The organism is Methylomonas sp. 11b, assembly GCF_000515215.1.
In the GTDB taxonomy this organism is placed as follows: Bacteria; Pseudomonadota; Gammaproteobacteria; order Methylococcales; family Methylomonadaceae; genus Methylomonas.
In genome coordinates this window covers 3,808,898-3,830,153 of the sequence record NZ_KI911557.1, presented here as the reverse complement: position 1 = coordinate 3,830,153, position 21,256 = coordinate 3,808,898, and the positions used below count along the sequence as shown (strand labels likewise).

The following is a 21,256-nucleotide window of genomic DNA, read 5'->3' as shown; positions in this document are numbered from 1 at the left end:
GATACTCGAGTTAAAAGCTGAATAGCCCAAAAAAGCTCGATGATTAAGGATTAAGGAACCTTCGCACTTATTCCGTGCCCTGCTCGATGACCTGCACCCGCTGCGTAATCCCGCACAGCAAGGTGTAGGGGATGGTTTCCGCATAGCGGGCGATTTCTTCGACCGGCAAGCCGTCGCCCCACAAGGTCACGGGGTCGCCGGGTTGCGCAGCCGGTTGTTCGTTAAGATCGACGGTGATCATGTCCATGGATACCCGGCCGATTAACGGCACTCGTTGGCCGTTTACCAACACCGGCGCGCCGCTCTTGGTGTGGCGGTGGTAACCGTCGCCGTAGCCGATGGAAATCACACCCAGCCGAGTCGCAGTTTTGCATTGCCAGGTGCCGCTGTAACCGACCGTTTCGCCGGCGGCGACATCCTTGACCGCGATCAACCGTGAATGCAAACTCATCACCGGCTTCAAACCAAAATCCGCCCCGGTCTTGCCGGCAAACGGCGAACAGCCATAGAGCATCAACCCCGGCCTAACCCAATCGCTACTGCGATCCTGAGCGGCGCCGAAGCGGACATTCGGCCAGCCGATAATGCCCGCGGAATTGGCGATGCTGCACACGCCGGGGTAGTCTTTGACCGCGTCGTTGAACAAATCGATTTGCCGGCGGGTTTTGTCGTCCAGCAAGTCGTCTGCGTTGGCAAAATGGGTGATCAGATTGATCGGTTGCTCGACTAGCGCGCAGCCCAATAACTGCTGATAAGCAGCGCTGAAGTCCGCGCCCTTAAAACCCAGGCGGTTCATGCCAGTATCCATTTTCAGCCAGACGGCAAGCTTGCCTTCGGAGTCGGCTTGCTGTTGCAAAATAGCGATTTGCTGGGGAGTGTGGATCACCGCCGCCAATTGATATTTCAACAACTGCCACAACTCATCGACGCAGACAAAGCCTTGCAACACGGTGATGGATTGTTTAAATCCGGCTTGCCGCAGCCTGACGCCCTCGTCCACCCTGGCGACGGCAAAGCCGTCCGCCAAGTCCAAAGCGGTGGCTACCAGCGTCATGCCGTGGCCGTAGCCGTTGGCCTTGATCACCGCCATGATTTTTTTGTCCGGCGCGTAACGCTTCACTTGCGCCAAATTGTGGCGCACGGCGTCCAAATCCAGATGCACAAAAGCCGCAGGCGTCATTCGTAATCCTCGGGGCCGTTATAGACGCCGGCAAAGTTTTCGAAGCGGGTGTATTGGCCCAGGAAAGTCAGCCGCACCGTCCCCAAAGGGCCGTTCCGCTGCTTGCCGATAATCACCTCGGCGATGCCTTTGTCCGGGCTGTCTTCGTGATAGACCTCGTCCCTATAAACAAAGATGATCAAATCGGCGTCCTGCTCGATCGCGCCGGACTCACGCAGATCGGACATCACCGGCCGCTTGTTGGGGCGTTGCTCCAGATTACGATTGAGCTGAGACAGTGCAATCACCGGTACATTGAGCTCTTTTGCCAGCGCCTTCAAGCCGCGGGAAATATCGGAAATCTGTTGCACCCGGTTATCGCCGCTGGCCGGCGATTGCATCAACTGCAAATAGTCCAGCACGATCAAGCCCAGCTGACCGTGTTCGCGGGTCAAACGGCGGGCGCGCGAACGCACTTCGGTCGGCGTCAAGGCTGGCGTGTCGTCGATAAACATCTTGGTTTCCGCCAGCAAGTTGATCGCCGAAGTCAAACGCGGCCAATCGTCGTCGTCCAGCTTACCTGTGCGTACCTTGTGTTGATCAATGCGGCCCAGCGACGACATCATCCGCATCGCCAATGATTCGCCCGGCATCTCCATACTGAACACCGCCACCGGCATGCCGCTTTTCAGCGCCACGTTTTCGGCCATATTCATCGCAATCGTGGTTTTACCCATCGATGGCCGGCCGGCGACGATAATCAAATCGGCGGGTTGCAAACCGGAGGTTTTTTCGTCCAGATCGGTGAAGCCGGTGCTGGCGCCGGTGATGTCGCCATCGAGTTCGTAGAGAGTTTCGATTTTATCCACGGCTTTGGCCAGCAAGGATTTGATAGAGCTGAATCCCCCCTGCCCACGTTGGCGCTGTTCGGCGATTTCGAATACCTTGCGTTCGGCATTTTCGAGCAAATCGGCAGTTTCCCGGCCCTCGGTGGTAAATGCCGAATCGGAAATTTCGGTGCCGACGTGGATAAGTTGCCGCAAAACCGAGCGATCACGGACGATGTTGGCATAGGCCACGATATTCGCTGCGCTGGGTGTATCTCGCGCCAGCGTACTTAAATATGCCAAACCGCCCACATCCTGCAATTCGCCGGTCGTTTCCAGCACCTCTGACAAGGTCACCACGTCGAACGGATCTTGTTTCTCCGCCAACTGGGCTATAGCACGGAAAATCAATCGATGATCGCGGCGATAAAAGTCTGTCTCGACCACTTTGTCGGCGACCGAATCCCAGGTTTGGTTATCCAGCATCAAGCCGCCCAGCACCGACTGCTCGGCCTGAATGGAATGCGGCGGTACTTTTAGGGATTCGACGGCTTGGTCGGGGGTGAAATAGTAGTCTTCGGACATGGCGAACAGCGGTTGCAAACAATAGCGGCGGATTATACCCGGCTATGCGGTAATCGCGGCAGCGTCGATTTCTTTACCGAATTGCAGACGTCAAGACTGACGGACTTCCAGCCGCTGAATTAACTCTCTAGTCATAACTGCTTACACTACAAGCAACTGAGCTAAGAATTCGCTCTTTTGATGCCACTATTCAGCTCTGTTAGGTTTTCATCCCGCTCAACAGCGGACTCGGTAGGGTGGTAATCCATACCGCCCTTAAGCTATCTCGGCAATCCAATCTCTCCGTCCAAACCGTCCGCCATGACAAAATTGTCATGGCACGAACGGACAATTAAACACAGTTACATACCTGGATACACTGATCACCAGCTGATTTGCCGCACACATCCTGTTCTGCGTCCAATCGCCTCCGATAAATTTCCATTCATTACTTCTGGGTACTTGCCATGAAAACGCTATTGACTGCTTCCATTCTATTATCTTCGGCCCTGCTCACTCCCTCCGCCTTTGCGTCAAATGGTTTTGAACATGAACACGACAACGATTCCAGACACGGTGGCTGCGGCAACCAAGCGTCTTGCGATTTAGAAACATTGAGTCTGACTTTATCCGGCGGCAGCAGCGGCATGCTAATTTCGAAAGCAGATAGCGATACCAGCAATAATAGCTACACCCTTAACTTCGACTATCAGCTGGACACCACCTTTATCAATAACGCTCTACTGAAAATATGGTTGCGCGATGACTCAACATCGGCGGACGATTCCAACTCAAATGGCCTGATAAAAGATAGAAAGGAATACGCCCGTATTACATCGATTAACGGCTCCAACGTTTCCACAAGCTGGACCGAAGTCGATGGCTACAAACAATATATTAGTTTGGATGTTAGCGATTTTCTTTCCAAAACCGGCTTCGCCTCATTGACGGCCGTATTGGGCGTGAAGGATTCTGGTAGCAAAGATTATTTTTTCAAAGCGGCAGAGCTCTATGTTGAATATTGCCTAGACAACAATGGCGGAAGCGGCCCAATTACCTCAGTACCGGTTCCCGCCGCAGCCTGGCTGATGGGTTCCGGCTTACTCGGTTTGATGGGCTTTAATACCAGAAAACAACGCCAAGCGTAATCAGCGGTTTAGTTCGCTGTCGCTAAAAGCCGGAGGCGTGTATTGATGCCTTCGGCTTTTGTGTTTTCGGCTTCGAGCGAATATTTTTACAAGGCCCAGACCTATATGTCGCGGACAAGCACAGTGCTTTGGCGGCCGGTTTAAGCCATTGATCAATTGCCTTGCGCCAGTTCGTAATAAACGTCCGCATTCTCGATCAACTTAGCAACCACCTCGCCATCCAATACGCCTTCAGCCACGCGTTGCCGCAGATGCTCGATAATGCCAGCCAATAACATACCCTCGCGATAGGGGCGGGACTGCGCCAAGGCCTGAAAAATATCAGCGACGCTGATAATCCGACACTCCAACTCCAAAGACTTGCCGATAGTCTTGAACGGATAGCCTTCGCCACGCAGATTTTCGTGGTGCAAGCCAGCCCATTGCGGAATCTTAGAGTCGGTAAATACCCGCTGCAAAATTCGGTAAGTATCGTAACTGTGCCGCTGCATGCAGGCCCGTTCTTCAGGGGTCAGGCTACCCGGTTTGTCGATGATGTCTTCGGAAACCCGCAATTTGCCAAGATCGTGCAATAAACCAGCAATTTCCACCTGCTCCAGATCGCAACCAGTCACCCCCAAATCCAATGCCAATTGCCTGGAGATTTGCGCAACCCGTTCAGAATGCTGCTCGGTGTACGGGCTTTTCGCATCCACCACTCGCGAAAATAGCCGCGCCATTTCCCGCAGCGAAGGATAAGCCAAGTCTACCGTCGGCAAGTCGCGCCCCAATTCGCGTAAATCCTCATCCAAATAATCCGGATCCATCGCCAGCCAAAACGCCTGGCTTTTCGCCAGTTCCGCAAACGCAGCCAACAGCTCAGGCGCAAACAGCGATCCCGAATAGCTCAGTAATCGCTCCACTATTTTGGGCGCGGCCACCAGAATTTGTTCGCTGGCCAAATACGGGACTTGCAACACATCAATCCGATCAGCCAGAAACAACAGATTGGCACGCAACCGCACACGAGGCGCCAGCGGCAACTCAACTAATTGCTCCCAGCGCGTGTGATGGTAGCGAATCTCCTCTGCCAGATAGGCCAGCGGTGGGCAGGCTTGTAAGTATTCCGCGCCGCGTAAGCAATGTGCCTCGGCGCCGTCCCACTCCAACGATTCGGTCAAATGCCTATGCTCGCGAACCTTCGCCACCCCGCAATCGTGCAGCATGCCGGCATATAGAATGCTCAATCTATCGACAGCTGACCAATCGAGCTTACCGGCAATATGCCAAGCCATCATCGCGACCCGCTTGCCGTGTTTCACTTCGTCGATACCGACTAAATCCAGCGCACAACTCAGGGAGATGATGGAGCGGTGCAAATCGATATGTTGACTATCCATTAGGCTGGACTCCAGATTGAAGGTGTTAGTACGATGCTATCGTACTTTGAAAAGATCGGCAAAGTATCACAAACATTCCAACTCACTCACCACGACGACAAACAGCAACTTCGCTTACTACTAAAAGCCGGACATGACAGCTCCATGCCATCCTGCCAAAACTGTCGCAACATCTGCCCCGGCTGTCAGCTGCTTAACTGAAAAATTACTACCAAATCACATTTAAATAATTGATTGGATTAATTTAAATTAAATTGGCACCACTAATGCTTAGTTAGATTGACGCACTATGCAACCCAATGGCTTGCAAGCGAATCACTTATCTTTCAGCCACTGACAAAAAGGAATCGACATGAATTCTGTAATGCCGAAAATGCCCTTATCCGGATTAATCCTGATTTTAGCCTTATTCACTCAAGCCGCCGAGTCGGCAACAGTGATCGATAATTTTGCCAACCGTCAATCCACCACTAACAACGTCAACGGCCCAGTTAATGTATCCGGATCAAATCTAAGCAATTTGCAACGAACATTAAATTCCAGCCCTACCCCAGGCGGTACCACCAGAATTTTTGTGGAAGATGGCTTGTTGACGGTCGGGAACAGTAGCAATTCAACAGGTACCGCCAGCATCTTTTACAATTTCGCTGCCGTCGACTTTACTGCTTTCGCTAACGCGATACTGCTAACGACCGAATCTAGCGATGCCAGTTACCAAATTCAAATGATCGCCAACGGCACTTCGATGCTAAGTTTTCAGAATTTGGCCAGCGTTGCAATCGGTTCGCCCAGCACTATTAGATTCGACTTCTCACAATTCTCGAATCCCGCGGCTTTCAAGAATCTAAACAGTCTGGAGCTGAAATTGCGGGGTACCAATGCCGCTTGGGACGCTGACTTCAGCCAGTTATCAACGGTCCCCGAACCTTCCGTCACCGCTTTATTGATCATAGGCGCTTTGGGCATTACCGTAGGCAAACGCCAAAAATTAGTAGCCGTTTAACGCCTGCCGTCAAAATCTTCTGATTTCCAAATTTCAATTCTGATCACGGATAATTCACATGAATGCTAAACATTTTCACAAAAACCTCGCGCCTTTGCTTCTAAGCCTGGGCTTAGCGCTATCCAGCCCAAGCCAAGCAGGTATACTGACGATTGATAATTTCAGCCATTCTCAAACCGTATTCGACGACGGCAGTAGCTCAGGCTCTACCAGCGATACAGTATCTGTTCTTACCGGCACGGACCTGAGCAATGCCTCAAGGACCTTTATCGCCGAAGCCTCGGGAACCGCGTCAGCCAACACCACGGAAATCGTTTCCGGCGGTAACCAGCTGATCATATCAAATGACGGCCGTTCAGCCGGGAGCGCCTCCATTCTGTGGAATTTCGACCCACTTGATTTAAGCGCTCACGGCAACGCCATCCTACTGGAGGTGTTGGCAATCGACCTGGGTGTCAATGTGGAAATGGTAGCCAACGGCAGCTCAAGCTCAGGTATCAAAACGTTTACCGGCAACAATAATTACTTGGTAAGTTTCAGCGACTTCACCAATCTTGCGGTGTTTACCAACCTGCATAGTTTTCGCTTGAACTTCACCGGCCCGGCAAAGTGGGACGGACAGTTCAGGCTGTTAACTACCACGACCCCAGTTCCTGTTCCTGTTCCTGTGCCTGCGGCCTTTGGATTAATGGGTTCGGCATTATTGGGCTTCATCGCCGTATCCCGCAAAAAATCACTTTCCTGATTCTCAAAAATCTACAACGCTCACCTCCGCCTCTAGTGCGGAGGTGATTTTTTAAGCACTATTCCGCTCGGAAAACACCGCAGAGCTAGCGCTTCTTCCTCCCCGCATAGCCGGGGCGGCGTATCAACATGGACCAATCCTGACCGACAAGGCACAATAGCCCGCTATTTAATCCCTTTCGTCGCTCATGCTCGCACTTCTGGTCCGTTTTTCCATCCGTTATTCCGGCATCGTCGTGGCCCTGGCGCTACTGCTATTCGCTTACGGCATTTACCGTCTGGCGAACGCCGGCCTGGATATTTTCCCGGAGTTCTCGCCTAAGCAAGTCATCATCCAGACCGAAGCACCCGGCCTGGCCGCCGAGCAAGTGGAAGTGCTGGTCACCCAGCAAATTGAGAACAGTATCAGCGGCCTGATTGGTCTGCAAAACTTGCGTTCGCAGTCTATTCAGGGCTTATCCATCGTTACCGCGACGTTTAACGAACACAGCGATGTATATCGCAATCGGCAATTGGTCAGCGAACGCCTGAACAGTCTAAGCCAACGCTTGCCGGCGGGCGTCGGTATGCCCGTAGCGGTACCGCTGTCGTCCTCGTCGGCTACAGTATTGACGATAGGCATGCATTCGGATAGTAAGACGCTGATGGAACTACGCAGCTTGGTGGACTGGAGCTTAGTGCCACGCCTGCTGGCTGTTCCGGGCGTGGCCGATGTGAATGTGTTCGGCGGCGACATCCAGCAACTACAGGTGCAGTTACAACCGGCGGCCTTACAGCGCTTCAATCTGTCGATAGACGACATTGTCAACGCGGCGGCCGGTGCGGCGGAACTGAACGGTGCCGGCTTCATTGAAAACGCCAACCAGCGTTTTACACTACAAATCAGTGGCCAGCCAGCCAATCCCGAGCAGTTCAAACAGCTGGTCGTCAAACGCCAGGACGGCATGAACGTGACCTTGGGCGATGTCGCGCAGATCGGTTATGGCGCCGAGCCTCCCATAGGTGCGGCGCAAATCATGGGTAAGCCCGGCATCGTGATGATGGTGATCGGCCAGTATGGCGCCAATACCTTGTCGGTGTCGCGGCAGGTGGAAAGCGTGTTAGAGGAATTTCAACCGATTTTTAAACAACAGTCCGTGGATTTCTATTCTCACTTGTTCCGGCCAGCCGATTACATCGAAACCTCGGTGCATAATTTGTCCGGACATTTACTGATCGGCGGTCTGTTCGTACTGGTGGTGCTGTATGTGTTCTTATTCAATCTGCGCAGTGCCTTTATCGCCGCCACTGCCATTCCGTTGTCGCTGCTGACCGCCGCGATAGTACTCTTAGAATGCGGCATCAACTTAAATATCATGGTGCTCGGTGGGCTGGCCATTGCGTTGGGCGAAGTGGTGGACGACGCCATCATCGACACCGAAAACATCTTTAGACGCCTACGCGAAAATCGTTTAAAAATCTTCCCCGATAGCGCTGAAACGGTGATTTATCAAGCTTCGCTGGAAGTACGTAGCTCGGTGGTTTACGCCAGTTTCATCGTCGCCTTGGTATTTGTACCGTTGCTGACCTTGGATGGCGTCAGCGGCCGCTTGTTCGCGCCGCTGGGCGTGTCTTATATTCTGGCGATTTTGATGTCGTTGCTGGTGGCGTTAACCCTGACACCGGCTCTATGCCATTTACTGTTTCGTAACAAACTGCCGGACGACAGCGATCCTCCCTTGTTGCGCCGGCTTAAACCACTGTATGCCAAGCAATTACTCTGGGCTATCAGGCACTTCAAAGCCGTGATGGCGATAGGTGCGGTAGCCTGCCTCATCGGCGTGGCCGCGTTTCTGCGTTTGGATCATAAGTTTCTGCCGGAACTACGCGAAGGCCATTTCATCGTCCACACCGCCAGCGTGCCGGGTACGTCCTTGCAGGAATCGATTCGCGTCGGCAGTTTACTCACCGAGCAAATCACGGCTATCGACGGCGTGGAATCGGTGTCACAATGGGCTGGCCGCGCCGAACGCGGCGCCGATACCTACGGTAGCCATTACAGCGAATACGAAGTGCGCTTAAAACCATCATCCGGCCAAGAACAACAGCAGGTGCAGGACCGCTTACGCGAGGTTTTAGAACAATTCCCCGGCATCAATTTTGAAGCCAATACCTTTTTAACTGAACGGGTCGACGAGACCATTTCCGGTTACACCGCGCCGGTGGTAGTCAATATCTACGGCAACGATTTAGCCGAACTCGACCGCAAGGCCCAACAGCTTTCCACGCTAATCAATACGATTCCCGGCGCGGAAGACGTGCAACTGCGCTCGCCGCCGGCCACGGCCATGCTGCAAGTAGAACTCAATTTGGAGCAGTTGAAGTTTCGCGGCATCAGCCCGGCCCAAGTGATGAGCGCCCTGCAAACCGCTTACGAAGGTCGCATCGTCGGCAAACATCTGCAAGGCAACCGGATTTTCAATGTCGCGGTAGCATTGGCCCCGGAATGGCGCAGCCAACCGGATTACCTGGCTCAGTTGCAGTTGAAAAACACGGAAGGCAAGCGGGTGCTGCTTGGCGAAGTGGCCGAAATCCGCCACGGCGAAGGCCGCTATAACATCCTGCATCAAGGTGCACAGCGCATTCAGACCGTTACTTGCAAGGTGGAAGAGCGGGATATGGATGCATTTATGACGGAACTGAAACAGCGGGTACAAAACGAGATCAGTTGGCGCGACGGCAGCTACCCGGAGTTCATCGGTGCGGCGCTGGAACAAGCCAAGGCCCGCGAAACGCTGATCATCCACGCCCTGCTGGCCGGTGCCGGCGTGCTGATTTTCGTGTTCATTGCCTTGGGTAGCCTGCGACACATGCTGCTGACCTTGCTGAATCTGCCGTTTGCCCTATTGGGCGGCGTGGCGGCGGTCGTGATCACCGACGCCACGCTGTCGGTCGGCTCTTTCGTCGGCTTCGTTACCTTGTTCGGCATCACCGTGCGCAACTGCATCATGCTGATCTCTCATTACCGCCATCTGGTTGAGCTGGAAGGTCAAATCTGGTCGACGGAGACCTTGATTCGCGGCGCCCAAGAACGCCTGCCGGCCATCCTGATGACTGCGTTGGTCACGGCACTGGCGATGCTGCCGATTGCGATAGGCAGCGACAATCCGGGCCGGGAAATCATGGGGCCGATGGCTGCCATCATCATCGGCGGCTTGACGTCTTCGACCGTATTGAATTTATTGTTGTTGCCGGCTATTTTGCAGCGTTATGGCCGGTTTGAGGTGGCGTTTGAGAAGCAGGTTTGATAGCCTGAATGCTTGATATTCGCCTATAAAATAGGCAGTAGAGGTACGTTAGTTATAGCTTAACAGCCACGACAATCGCCGCCTGCCCTAAAGCCAAGCCACCGTCGTTCATCGGATAGCGTTGCGGTGATAGCACCGTTTTACCGTGTTGGCGCAATTGTTCGCTCACCGCTTCCAGCAGCAAGCGGTTTTGAAATACGCCGCCGCTTAAGACGATACTATTTGCGCCGGTTTGGCTGCTCAATCGATTCAGCAACTCGACGGTTGCCGCCGCCAGGCTTTGGTGGATGCGGGCGGCAATGCGAGATTTGTCGGTGCCGCGTTGCAGATCGTCCAACACCGCTAGCCATAGTCCTTGCCAGCTTAGTACCACCAACCCGCCGCTAAGGCCCAAAGACCAGGCTCGCTGGTAAGGCTGTTCTTCCGCGAATAGCGGCGTCGCTAAAACCTCCAGCGCAATAGCCGCTTGGCCTTCGTAATGAACGTGCTCGGCATGCAAGCCCAACGCGGCGGCAAAGGCATCGAACCAACGTCCGCAGGAACTGCTGAGCGGCGAGTTGAGATTTTTTGCCAACATCGTATCCAGCGTCAGCAAGGGTTTGCCGGCTAGTAACTGAATGATGTCCAAATCCGCATAATCGCGTGCCAAAGTTTGCCAGTCAAAATAATGCCGCAATTGCGCATAAGTATTCCGCCAAGGCTCGCGCATCGCTTGTGTACCGCCCAGCATAGCGATGGGTTGAATATGCCCCAGCCGCGCGCATCTGCGGTAATCGCCGAACAAAAACTCGCCACCCCACCACTCGCCGTTTACGCCCATACCCAGGCCATCGAAAATTGCCGCCAATACCGGCGGTGCATCCAAACCCGCACTGTGTTCCGCCAGGCAAGCCGCAAAATGGGCGTGATGATGCTGAACACTGACAAGTTCGATCCCCTCGGTCGCCGCCAAAGCCTGTCCGTATTGGGTCGACAGATAGCCGGGATGCTCATCGACAACGATCTGGTTCGAACGAAAATCGTTAAGTTTTAGGTACAAATCGATGGCTTGCCGGTAATCCTGCTGCACGACGGCATTTTCCAAATCGCCGATATGCTGGCTGACGATGGCTTGGCCGTTTTTCAGTAAGCAAAAGCTATTTTTTAATTCGGCACCCATCGCCAGGATATTGCTTGCATCCTTAAAACCAGCCGGCAAACTCAGTGCCTCCGGACTAAAACCTCGGCCCCTGCGCAACATCCGCATCTGTCCATCCATCAAACGCACCACCGAATCATCCAGACGATTGACAATGTCGCGGTCGTGCAGGAGCCAATAATCGGCGATGCCCGCGAGTTTTTCCCGTGCTTGGCTATTATCGATACATTGCGGTTCGTCGCTGATATTGCCGGAGGTTAAGACGATAGGACTGTCCAGTTCTTGCATCAACAAGGTATGCAAGGGTGTATAAGGCAACATGAAACCGAGCTTGTCGTCACCCGGCGCGATACCGGGAGGAAGTTGGTCGCCTCGGGCTGGCAACAGCACAATCGGCGCAGCGCGATGCTGCAAGGCAGACAGTTCCAGTGGACTTAGGGACGCATGACGGCTAACCATCGCCGGATCCTTTGCCATCAAAGCAAACGGTTTAGCATAGCGGCGCTTACGCTGCCGGAGTCTATCGACAGCCTCAGCATTGCTGGCATCGCAAGCAAGATGAAAACCTCCCAGTCCTTTGATGGCGACGATGTAACCTTGGCGGATCAATTCGGCGGTACGGCCAATCGGATCATCCGCTGCCAAAGTCTGCCCCTGATGATCCGCCAGCCACAAGCTCGGACCACACGCTGGACAACAATTAGCCTGAGCGTGAAAGCGCCGGTCGGCTGGATCATTGTATTCCTGTTGACAGTGCGGACACATGGGAAATGCCGCCATGCTGGTGTTGGGCCGGTCATAGGGGACGCTGCGCACAATAGACAAGCGCGGGCCGCAATGAGTGCAATTGGTGAAGGGATAGCGATAGCGGCGATTGTGCGGATCGGCACTATCCGCCAAACACTCCGGACAGGTCGCGACATCAGCGGCAATCGGGGTATCGATGCCATTGTGACGGCTAGCCATAATCGTAAATTCATCAGGCGCGATGCCCGGCAATTCATCAACTTCCAAACTATCCAGGCGTGCTAAGGGTGGCAACTGCTGCGGGATTTGTGCAATAAAGTTGATCAAATCTTGCGAGTCTCCGAAGACATGAATCATCACCCCTTCGCCGTCGTTCCACACCGATCCGGTCAAGCCGTGCTGGCGCGCCAAATGCCAGATCGTCGGTCGAAACCCGACGCCCTGCACCACGCCGCGCGCTCGAATGGCTTTGCCAGGCATCAGCAGATGCGCGGTAACTGCTCACCGACCGGCCAATCGACGATACGCCGACCACCAAAAGCCGTGGTCATCTGCACGAAGCCGTGCTGGTCGGCAATGACTTCGCCGATGATAGCGGCGTCGCGACCCAGCGGGTGCTGCCGCATCGCCGCCAACAAGTCGTCGGCGGCAGCGGCGTCGCAAATGCATACCAATTTACCTTCGTTGGCGACATATAAGGGATCTAGGCCGAGGATTTCACAGGCAGCTTTGACTTCGGCTTTGACCGGAATCTTGGCTTCGTCGATCACCATCCCCACCCCGGACTGTTTGGCCAACTCATTCAGAGCTGTTGCCAACCCGCCGCGCGTCGGATCGCGCAAGCAACGTAAAGCCGTCGGCGCTGTTGCGACTAGATCGGCTACCAAGCCATGCAAGGCCGCTGAATCGGAAACGATAGTGGTCTGAAATTGCAGATTTTCGCGACTGGCCATGATTGCCACGCCGTGGTCGCCGATGCTGCCGCTGAGCAAAATCGCGCAACCCGGCTCAGCACGGTCGCCGGAGATAGTCACTCCATCCGGCACCAGGCCCACGCCGGTCGTGGTGATAAACACGCCGTCGCCCTTGCCACGTTCCACTACCTTAGTATCGCCAGTAACAATCGGCGTGCCGGCAGCCTTGGCAGCGGCAGACATGCTGATAACGATTTTTTCCAGATCGGCCAGCGGCAAACCTTCTTCCAGGATAAAACCTGCCGAGAGATATAAGGGTTTTGCACCGGACATCGCCACGTCGTTCAGCGTACCATGCACCGCCAATGAGCCGATGTCGCCACCCGGAAAAAACAAAGGTGAAATCACATGACCGTCGGTGCTGATCGCCAAGCGCCCAGCCGGTACATTGAATAACGCTTGATCGTTATGCTGACGCAGTAGCTCGTTGTCAAAATGCTTGATGAACAGCTCGTCGATCAATTGCGCCATGGCGCGACCGCCGCCACCATGACTAAGATCGACGTGGCCGGATTTCAGATTTAAAGGGACAGCATAGCGCTCTGGCATAGTTCAGGTCTCGTTTTTGAAAGAATTCATGGCGGACAAGCTCGTAAGGCATGCACAGCAAACCACTTAAAAACTCCCACAGCATCGCGAGATGTTTGCTTCGCATTTCAGGCTGTGATAGAAAACTTCCGCCGGTGAAAAATTCATCAGCACCGTCGGTTGGCTCCGGATACTGATGTCAAACAGTGTTAGCGCTCACCGCTCGGTAAAATAACTACAATCACGAGGAAACCACAATGAAAACTAAAATTTTTGCACTGCTGGCGATTGCTTCTGTTGCTTTAATTCCTTCCCTATCATCTGCTGGCGAGGCGGACACCTGTAAAGGTTGCCACAACGGCTCCGTGGCGCCGGCTGTTGACGCTTTGAAAGCCAAATTCAAAACCGCTGACGAATTGGTCGCCGGCGCTAAAGCGTCTAAAAACGAAATGATGAAACCAATGCAAGGCAATGACGCGAAATTGAAAGCCGCTGCCGCAGAAATCTATAAATAAGCCCAGTTTACTCACCCCGCTTTAAGTCGGGGTGATCCAGGTGGACACTTTATCTGTGTCCACCTTTTTACGCCTACACTTGCCGCAGCCGTCCATAACTCCAATACGCAGCACACGCGCCTTCAGACGACACCATGCACGAGCCCATAGGGTTTTCCGGGGTGCAAACGGTGCCCAATAATTTGCAATCTTGCGGTTTTTTCGCGCCGCGCAGGATGGCGGGACATTCGCAGCCTTTGACATCGCTGGCTTTGATAGCCGGCATTTCGAAGCGCTGTTCGGCGTCAAATTCGGCATAAGCAGCTTGTAATTTCAATGCGCTATTCGGAATCAGTCCCAAGCCTCTCCATTCAAATTGCGGACGCAACTCAAACACCTCGGCCATCAAGGCTTGGGCTTTAACGTTGCCGTCGCGCGTCACCGCCCGGCTGTATTCGTTTTCCACTTCATGCCGGCCATCGTTCAATTGCCGAATCAGCATCAAGGACGACTGCATCACATCCAGCGGTTCGAAACCGGCGATGACAATGGGCTTGGCGTAATGTTCAGAGAAGATTTCGTAGGGTTTGCTACCGATCACGCTGCTCACATGCGAGGGGCCAAGAAAAGCGTCGATAGCCACCGGCTCCGGCGCATCCAAAATAGCCTGCATTGCTGACGGGGTGAGTGCATGGTTGCAAAACACCGAGAAATTAGTCAGCCCTTCGGTCTGTGCCTGTTTGATGGCAACGGCTGTGGGCGGGGTGGTGGTCTCAAAGCCAATCGCAAAAAACACGACTTGCCGGTCCGGGTTATCCCGGGCGATTTTCAAGGCGTCTTGGGTGGAATAAACCATTCGAATATCGCCGCCGGCCGCTTTGGCTTTCATCAGACTTTGCCTGCCGCCACCCGGCACTCGCATCAGATCGGCATAAGTGCAGAGGATTACGTCGTGCTGTTCCACCAATTGAATCGCGTTGTCGATGCGTCCCGTCGGCAACACACACACCGGGCAGCCGGGGCCGTGAATGAACTCGACATTGCTCGGCATTAAATCCTGCACGCCGTAACGAAAAATCGCATGGGTATGGCCGCCGCAAAACTCCATTAGCCGGTAATGCCGATCTGGATTAACGGTTTGGGCAATGACCTGCGCCAATTGCTTTGCTACATCATGCTGACGGAATTCGTCGATGTACTTCATGATGCGCTTAGACCCGCTTCGGCAAACAATGCCAAGGTTTTCAGGGCTTCGTCCTCGTCGATCTTGTTTAGCGCGTAACCGACGTGCACCAGCACGTAATCGCCGACTTTCACATCATCCACCAAAGCCAACGACACTTCCACCTTGACGCCGTCCACCGACACCGTCGCCATCTGGGTCGCAAAATCAATATCGGTAATTTGGGCAGGTAGGGCTAAGCACATAGCGGTATTAAAATTTGCGGCAACGTCGGTTAAGCATACGCTATCCGCTGCAAGGCCATCTCCGCGCGCAACCAGGTCAACCAGTTTTCCATGCCCTCACCGGTCTTCGCCGATAAGGACAACACCTTGATGCGTGGGTTAACTTGCTTCGCATATTGGATGCATTGAGCACTGTCGAAATCCAAATAAGGCAGCAGATCAGTTTTGTTTAAGATCATCAAGTCGGCGGCGTGAAACATATCCGGGTATTTGATTGGCTTGTCTTCGCCCTCGGTGACCGACAGGATCACCACTTTATGCGCCTCACCCAAGTCAAAGGCCGATGGGCACACCAAGTTACCGACGTTTTCGATAAACAGCAGGCTATGCTCGGGTAGATTCAAACTTTCCAAACCGTGACCCACCCGATGCGCGTCCAAATGGCAGCCCTTGCCGGTATTGATTTGCAGTGCCGGCACGCCGGTAGCGCGAATGCGGTCGGCATCGCGGGCGGTTTGTTGGTCGCCTTCGATCACCGCGATGCTTAACTCCTCTTTCAACCGCAGAATGGTTTCGGTCAGGAGCGTGGTTTTGCCGGAGCCGGGACTGGACACCAGATTCAAAGCCAGCATGCCGCGTTCACTGAAATAGCGGCGGTTTTCGTCGGCATAACGATTGTTCTTAGCCAGAATATCCTGCTCAATCTGTACCATCCGTGCCTGCGTCAAACCTGGCGCATGAGAATGTTCTGCAGTATGTTCGTGACGATGATGTCCGTGGTCATGGCTGTGATCATGAGCATGCTCGTGATCGTGTGGTTCGTCGTGCGAGTGAATAGGGCCCTCGCCGCAGCCGCATACGCCGCACATTACTCTACCTCCAGTTCTTTAATTCGCATTTGATCGCCGTCGACGATTTGTAATTGATGACTGCCGCAGTGCGGGCATTCGTCGTATAACTGTCGCACCAGCACCTCACAGCCGCAGGGCATGCACCAAGCCACACCCGGCACGTCGATAATCTCCAAGCGGGCCTGGTCTGCGAGCGAACCTTGCATCACCACTTCAAAACTAAACCGCATCGCATCCGGCTCCACACCGGACAAAGCGCCAATCTCCAGCCACACGGTTTTGACTTTGGCAAATTGCTGGGCCTTGGCCTGTTGTTCGATAATCTGTAACACGCTCTCGCAGAGCGACATTTCGTGCATGATGATTGCTCTGTAAATTTCAGTTTTCCGGCGTTAACACCAGTCGGTATTGCACACAGGGGTCCACCGCGTTAATCAGCCATTCCGCCTGCTGCCGCAAGCCATCGACAGCGTCCGCTTGCAAAGACTTTAAACTTTGGGCCAACACACCATCGGGGTGAAAATTCCATTCGGTCGGAGCCACTATGCGGTAATCGTACACCCTGCCTTGACGCAACTCCAGGCGATGAATCAATAAGCCGCGCGCGGCTTGGACTTGCGCCAAGCCAACGTCATCAGCCGCGTATGCCGACATCATGCCAGCCATTGAGCTTATTCCCCGCGGGATTACTGCCACTTCCATTAACACGGCAACACAGCGCAGCAACAAACCATTGCCGTAACGGCTATGCAAATCCGCGAGCAAGGGTGACGCTTGCTGACGACTCAAAGGCGTCGTCTCAAAACAGCAACCCTGCCACTGCGGCGTCCGACAGAAGCCCAAAGGATCTGTGTTTTGCATCTGCCTGTCCAGTTCTGCCGGATCCAATTCCGGCAAACCCACCACAAGGCTGCTCCCCAGCGCCGGCCAATCGCGTTGATATACGGCATTCAATAGTTGCGCTGCCAATCCTGTATTTTCATCCAACCAGTCGCGCAAATGCGCTTCGTCCGAAATCGCCAGAAATCCGCTGAGGCCACCAGCAAAAATCGCTTGATCAATCAAGCTGGTCAATTCAACAAGCAAAGTCTGCAAAAACGGTCCGTCGATCTGCAACTGGCTATCCAGCTTAAACGCCTCGCCATCTTTAAATAAACACGATTTGAACTGTCTATCCAATTTTAAAAGCGCCGCAAGCGCGATCTTATCGGCAGGCTGGTCCAGCAAAACCGGCCAATCCAGTAATATCCGCCAAGCGTGTTCGCGGACCGTTTCCAGTTGCAGCAAACATTCCCGAGCGGCATCCGCTTCCGGCTCGGCGTCCAAGCTCAGCGTGGCGCGACAAGCCAGTAATGCGGCGTAAGCCTGAGCATTGCTACACAGGGAAAATAGCAGCGGCACCATACTCAACAGCTGTTCCGGGGTTTTGCCGCGAAACACCCGCGCCGCTTCGGGCCGAGTCGAGTCTATCTTCACCGCACCGACCTGGCCGGCACGATGCGTCAGTTCGATAGTAATCTCGCCCGCCGGCGTCACTTAAGGTCTTGCCAGATTGCCGCGCAACAAATCGCGACGACTGATGGCTCGTGGCGCGGGAGCGGCTAGCAAAGCTTGCAAAGCACTTTTCGCCGCAGTCACGGCCGCCGCCTGATCGGCAAATTGAAACATCGGCGAAAATAGCGAACATTGCGCGTAGCGCCCCAATAGCACTTCGTCAGCGACGACAAACTCGAAACTGCCGTAGGGAAAAGTCTGTTCAAACTTGGTTCCTGGCGCTTGCGCCGGCCATTGGCTATCCGCGCCTGGCAGCAGCAACAGATTCATAAACCATGGCGTAATCAATAAGCCCACCCAATCGGCGTTGTAGCGATTAAATCCGAGGGCTCGCACCGCCAATGCCGGATTCAGCAATGGCATATCCTGCATCCGCGTGGTCAGAATATCGTTAAACACCGCGTCCAAGGTCTGCCGAATCTGCTCACCGTCCTGCCATTGCATAATTAATCGTCCAACACCAAAAAACCTTGTTTGGGTGCGCCGCATTGCGGGCAACTCCAATGGTCGGGCAGGTCGGCAAACGCGGTACCGCGCGGCACTTGCCAAACGGCATCGCCCTCAGCCGGGTCATAGACATGCCAGCAAATCTTGCATTCCAACTTGGCTTCCGCCGGCAAGCGCGAGGCATCGCCGCCGTATGCCCCGGCAAAAAAGCCTTCGCTCACAAATACACCTGCAAAATTTCCTGCAAACGCTGATGGCTATCGGCGATGTCTTCCGCGGACGCACAAGCTACGTTCGGCACCTCGCTGACTTCCAGCGTATTCAGGATTAACGTATCCTGCGAATTAAAATACCGCACCCACCAGACATTGTGGGTGGCGGTAGCGTCGATCCGACAATTACCGTAACCGCGCGACAAAATCGTCACCGCGCCCTTGCCCAAGCGTTGCTCCAGAAACGCCAAATCCTGCTCGGTTTGCGGCAGCAAACTCAAGTTGATGATATGCGCTTCGGTGCCGGGTTGATACTCGGCGATCTTGGCATTCAACTCCGCCAACAACGGCGGTGCGTTCATCACACCGTCCGGCAGCGCGCTCATGTCAGTATCGATATGCTTGGCGGCATCGGCAAATGCGGTTTGCAGGATGGCTTGGGGAATGATGCCGACTTCCAATGTATCGGTAACGATCTGCTTTTGCGCGTCGAGGCGTTGCGAACGCCAGACACCGGCCAGCACCGATTCCTGAATCCGCAGAGTTTGCGCGCCTTTACAGAGCATGCTGACTTCGCCTTCGCCGAGCAGTTCGTCGACGAACTGGCGATTGGTTTGGTCCAGGGATATCAAATCTATGGTTTGGCTGCTTGCCGGATACGTTGCCAAATCCTGTTCCAGTTGCTGCAATACGGTTTTGGCCTGCGCCAAATCGGTCGCATTCAAGTCCACCGAAATGGTCGGCATCCGGTAGGTCGCCATTTCTTCCGGCATCGCCAGATAGTCGAGTTCGACGCCGTCTTCCTCGGCGGGTTGGCTGCCTTGGCCGAAAATTGGGAGAGATATGCTGGTCATATTTTGGTTGTTTGTTGAATTAAGTTCGTAGGCTGGATAGACGAAATGTATCCGGCGTCGGATTGTTGGTTTATTTGGTGTCGCTATCGCGAGGATGGTTTTGCATGTCGGGTCTCGGCCCGACAGCCGAGTAACTTTTCTTTGTTTGGCCAAAGAAAAGTCACCAAAAGAAAGGCCACCCGGAATTCCGCCTTAATCCTGCGCTTCTCGCTTTTGGCGAGGGTTTTCGGAAGGGCCATCCCTGGCCCTGCGAAAACGAGCGGCATCCCTGCCGCTCCCCTATCGGGCTAATCTCGCCAAAAGCTGCGATGCTCGGGGCTGAATAACGGGAGAAAACCGTTCTGAAATTCAAAGGTAAATCAGGTGAACACAAGATGTATCCCCGATCATCTAGGGATGACTTATTATTTCGCCCCAGCCTGAATAAGTAATTTCTCGGCTGGCTTATTCCCCATATATCTCGCAAACTCAAGCGGGGTCAATTGCTTTTCGGCAAATGTAATGTCTGGACCGACAGACAGCGTGGTCTCATTGATTCGATTAATTCCCGAAACTGGAAATTCAAATCTATAACTCTTGTTTAGGTTCAATCTATGCGCCACCAATAGTTGGAGCATCTTCTCTGCGGAATCGTTTTCGGCCCCTCCCATCCACTGTGCAACTGACAGGTCGTCTATTTCAGCACCGTTATTTAATAAAAGCTCCACAATTTCCGGTTGATCGTAAAGAATTGCATCAGACAATGCGCTACCACCATTTTGAATCTTTAAATTGTTGCTACCTACGGCTTCGACAAGGATTTTTGCTAGGTTGTAGTCTGCTTCAGGATAAATTGCATATTCAATAGGGGTCACCGATCGGTTTTCATGCCCCTTTTCCGGCTCTTCCGGAAAGACATTTGGCAAAGCACCCGCTAACAAGAGCGCTTTGACCAAATCCAACCGTTTTTCATAAATAGCCACCCATAGTGGTGGTGTTGAGTATTCCCCTGATGAATTTATATCCCAGCCTGCGGCAAGCGCTACCTCAAAAGCAGTAAGTCCAGGCAAACGGCTAATCGAATACCACGGATTATTATCAGGCGTGCGATTTTCCTTAGCTTCCCGAAGAATGCGTTCGTCATCTTTTAGAATTCGGTGATATTTTTTACCGTCCGCTTCTTGAAATTGCTCAAGCTCGCATTCAACAGCAAGCTGAAAATTGTCCGTTACCCGCCAAACAGCCCTAGGAGAACTCTCGTCAGTGACAAAAGCGTGGCGTCCTCGATAACCTGCATTCAATACAACGATGTACGGTACACCATCGACTTTAACTACTCGTTTTTCATAAGTATCTGTAGTAATCGGATTGATGAAGTCTTGCGCCCCACTAACCTTTATTTCATCCCCGTGCTCACGGACCGAATTTATCAGCGCCAATTCATAGTCTGAATTGATTCCAGCAACTAACCCACTAAGTGATGCATCGACTGGAAATGAACCAAATATCTCTTCAAAGCCATCGCCATTAAGATCTGCTTTAACGGTATAAATTGATGTTTTGAGTATTGCCGGAAATGATTCACGCAAGGAAGGGTCATCCCGTAACACCGCAGATTGGATTTTTCCGGCATCGGCAATTTCAATTATGGATTGGCAAGCGGAGTCTGGTCTGACATTCGTTTGACAACCGGGAAGCAAAAAAAATGACAGCAACAATATTCGATACATCAAACACTCCAAAACGTTTGTGGCAGTTCGTGGTCTGGATAGAGCAAAGCGATACCCAGCAATATAGGCCAAAACTGGGTTTACACTCGCATCCCAACCCACCAAAAAACCTTTGCTACACACAATAACCGCTGGAGTGGGCTGTTCCCGTTATTCCGCCCCGAGCATCGCAGCTTTTGGCGAGATCAGCCCGCAGGGGAGCGGCAGGGATGCCGCTCGTTTTCGGAGGG

The 21,256-nt window shown here is 53.4% G+C and carries 19 protein-coding genes; 5 read left to right on the top strand and 14 right to left on the bottom strand.

What is annotated here, in order from left to right:
• Window positions 1-67: 67 nt before the first annotated feature.
• Together alr and dnaB are read right to left on the bottom strand one after the other, a co-directional pair.
• A complete protein-coding gene (gene alr, locus METH11B_RS0118395) occupies window positions 68-1,180 on the bottom strand; it encodes an alanine racemase (protein ID WP_026603283.1) in 1,113 nt (370 codons plus the stop codon).
• Window positions 1,177-2,571 carry a replicative DNA helicase gene (gene dnaB / locus METH11B_RS0118390; protein ID WP_033159133.1) on the bottom strand — a complete coding sequence of 465 codons (1,395 nt, stop codon included), beginning with the start codon at window positions 2,569-2,571 and terminating at the stop codon, window positions 1,177-1,179. Before dnaB ends, alr begins: the two co-directional genes overlap by 4 nt.
• Window positions 2,572-3,017: 446 nt before the next feature.
• Between dnaB and METH11B_RS0118380 the strand changes: the two genes are divergently transcribed.
• Window positions 3,018-3,698: a VPLPA-CTERM sorting domain-containing protein gene (locus tag METH11B_RS0118380; protein WP_026603281.1), complete on the top strand. Its 681-nt coding sequence runs from the start codon at window positions 3,018-3,020 to the stop codon at window positions 3,696-3,698.
• A 152-nt stretch (window positions 3,699-3,850) separates the two neighbouring features.
• On the opposite strand, the gene METH11B_RS0118375 is transcribed toward METH11B_RS0118380, so the two are convergent.
• On the bottom strand, window positions 3,851-5,077 hold the full coding sequence (locus METH11B_RS0118375) for an HD-GYP domain-containing protein (protein WP_026603280.1): 1,227 nt from the start codon (window positions 5,075-5,077) through the stop codon (window positions 3,851-3,853).
• A 352-nt stretch (window positions 5,078-5,429) separates the two neighbouring features.
• On the opposite strand from METH11B_RS0118375, the gene METH11B_RS0118370 reads away from it, so the two are divergent.
• From METH11B_RS0118370 to METH11B_RS0118360, 3 genes are all read left to right on the top strand, one after another.
• Window positions 5,430-6,080 carry a PEP-CTERM sorting domain-containing protein gene (locus METH11B_RS0118370; RefSeq protein WP_081733833.1) on the top strand — a complete coding sequence of 217 codons (651 nt, stop codon included), beginning with the start codon at window positions 5,430-5,432 and terminating at the stop codon, window positions 6,078-6,080.
• A 58-nt stretch (window positions 6,081-6,138) separates the two neighbouring features.
• Window positions 6,139-6,825 (top strand): hypothetical protein, encoded by a 687-nt coding sequence (locus METH11B_RS0118365; protein WP_026603278.1) that lies wholly within the window; start codon window positions 6,139-6,141, stop codon window positions 6,823-6,825.
• Between the two features lie 187 nt (window positions 6,826-7,012).
• The gene (locus tag METH11B_RS0118360) at window positions 7,013-10,111 is read left to right on the top strand and encodes an efflux RND transporter permease subunit (protein ID WP_026603277.1); all 3,099 of its coding nucleotides are present in this window, start codon (window positions 7,013-7,015) and stop codon (window positions 10,109-10,111) included.
• 52 nt (window positions 10,112-10,163) lie between these two features.
• Here METH11B_RS0118360 and hypF read toward each other — a convergent pair whose 3' ends face one another.
• Both hypF and hypE read right to left on the bottom strand, forming a co-directional pair.
• Window positions 10,164-12,476, bottom strand: coding sequence for a carbamoyltransferase HypF (gene hypF, locus METH11B_RS0118355; protein ID WP_026603276.1), 2,313 nt, complete (start codon window positions 12,474-12,476; stop codon window positions 10,164-10,166).
• The gene (hypE, locus tag METH11B_RS0118350; RefSeq protein ID WP_026603275.1) at window positions 12,476-13,519 is read right to left on the bottom strand and encodes a hydrogenase expression/formation protein HypE; all 1,044 of its coding nucleotides are present in this window, start codon (window positions 13,517-13,519) and stop codon (window positions 12,476-12,478) included. Before hypE ends, hypF begins: the two co-directional genes overlap by 1 nt.
• A 236-nt stretch (window positions 13,520-13,755) precedes the next feature.
• Between hypE and METH11B_RS0118345 the strand changes: the two genes are divergently transcribed.
• Window positions 13,756-14,013, top strand: a complete 258-nt coding sequence (locus METH11B_RS0118345; RefSeq protein WP_026603274.1) for a hypothetical protein — start codon at window positions 13,756-13,758, stop codon at window positions 14,011-14,013.
• Between the two features lie 73 nt (window positions 14,014-14,086).
• Here the strand turns inward: METH11B_RS0118345 and hypD are convergent, their stop codons facing one another.
• The 9 genes from hypD to METH11B_RS0118295 all read right to left on the bottom strand — a co-directional run bounded on the left by hypD (window position 14,087) and on the right by METH11B_RS0118295 (window position 21,026).
• On the bottom strand, window positions 14,087-15,196 hold the full coding sequence (gene hypD, locus METH11B_RS0118340; protein ID WP_026603273.1) for a hydrogenase formation protein HypD: 1,110 nt from the start codon (window positions 15,194-15,196) through the stop codon (window positions 14,087-14,089).
• On the bottom strand, window positions 15,193-15,420 hold the full coding sequence (locus tag METH11B_RS0118335; RefSeq protein WP_026603272.1) for a HypC/HybG/HupF family hydrogenase formation chaperone: 228 nt from the start codon (window positions 15,418-15,420) through the stop codon (window positions 15,193-15,195). Before METH11B_RS0118335 ends, hypD begins: the two co-directional genes overlap by 4 nt.
• 29 nt (window positions 15,421-15,449) lie before the next feature.
• Complete coding sequence (hypB, locus tag METH11B_RS0118330; protein WP_026603271.1) at window positions 15,450-16,268, bottom strand: hydrogenase nickel incorporation protein HypB; 819 nt, start codon at window positions 16,266-16,268, stop codon at window positions 15,450-15,452.
• Window positions 16,268-16,609, bottom strand: a complete 342-nt coding sequence (gene hypA, locus METH11B_RS0118325; RefSeq protein ID WP_026603270.1) for a hydrogenase maturation nickel metallochaperone HypA — start codon at window positions 16,607-16,609, stop codon at window positions 16,268-16,270. The genes hypB and hypA overlap by 1 nt, the downstream gene beginning before the upstream one ends.
• 19 nt (window positions 16,610-16,628) lie before the next feature.
• Window positions 16,629-17,786: a nickel-dependent hydrogenase large subunit gene (locus tag METH11B_RS0118320; protein WP_026603269.1), complete on the bottom strand. Its 1,158-nt coding sequence runs from the start codon at window positions 17,784-17,786 to the stop codon at window positions 16,629-16,631.
• Complete coding sequence (gene hybE / locus METH11B_RS0118315) at window positions 17,787-18,248, bottom strand: [NiFe]-hydrogenase assembly chaperone HybE (protein ID WP_026603268.1); 462 nt, start codon at window positions 18,246-18,248, stop codon at window positions 17,787-17,789.
• A 2-nt stretch (window positions 18,249-18,250) separates the two neighbouring features.
• Window positions 18,251-18,472, bottom strand: coding sequence for a rubredoxin (locus METH11B_RS0118310; RefSeq protein ID WP_026603267.1), 222 nt, complete (start codon window positions 18,470-18,472; stop codon window positions 18,251-18,253).
• Window positions 18,469-19,317 (bottom strand): hydrogenase expression/formation protein, encoded by an 849-nt coding sequence (locus METH11B_RS0118305; RefSeq protein ID WP_026603266.1) that lies wholly within the window; start codon window positions 19,315-19,317, stop codon window positions 18,469-18,471. The genes METH11B_RS0118310 and METH11B_RS0118305 overlap by 4 nt, the downstream gene beginning before the upstream one ends.
• 404 nt (window positions 19,318-19,721) lie before the next feature.
• A complete protein-coding gene (locus METH11B_RS0118295; protein ID WP_026603264.1) occupies window positions 19,722-21,026 on the bottom strand; it encodes an ankyrin repeat domain-containing protein in 1,305 nt (434 codons plus the stop codon).
• Window positions 21,027-21,256: the final 230 nt, after the last annotated feature.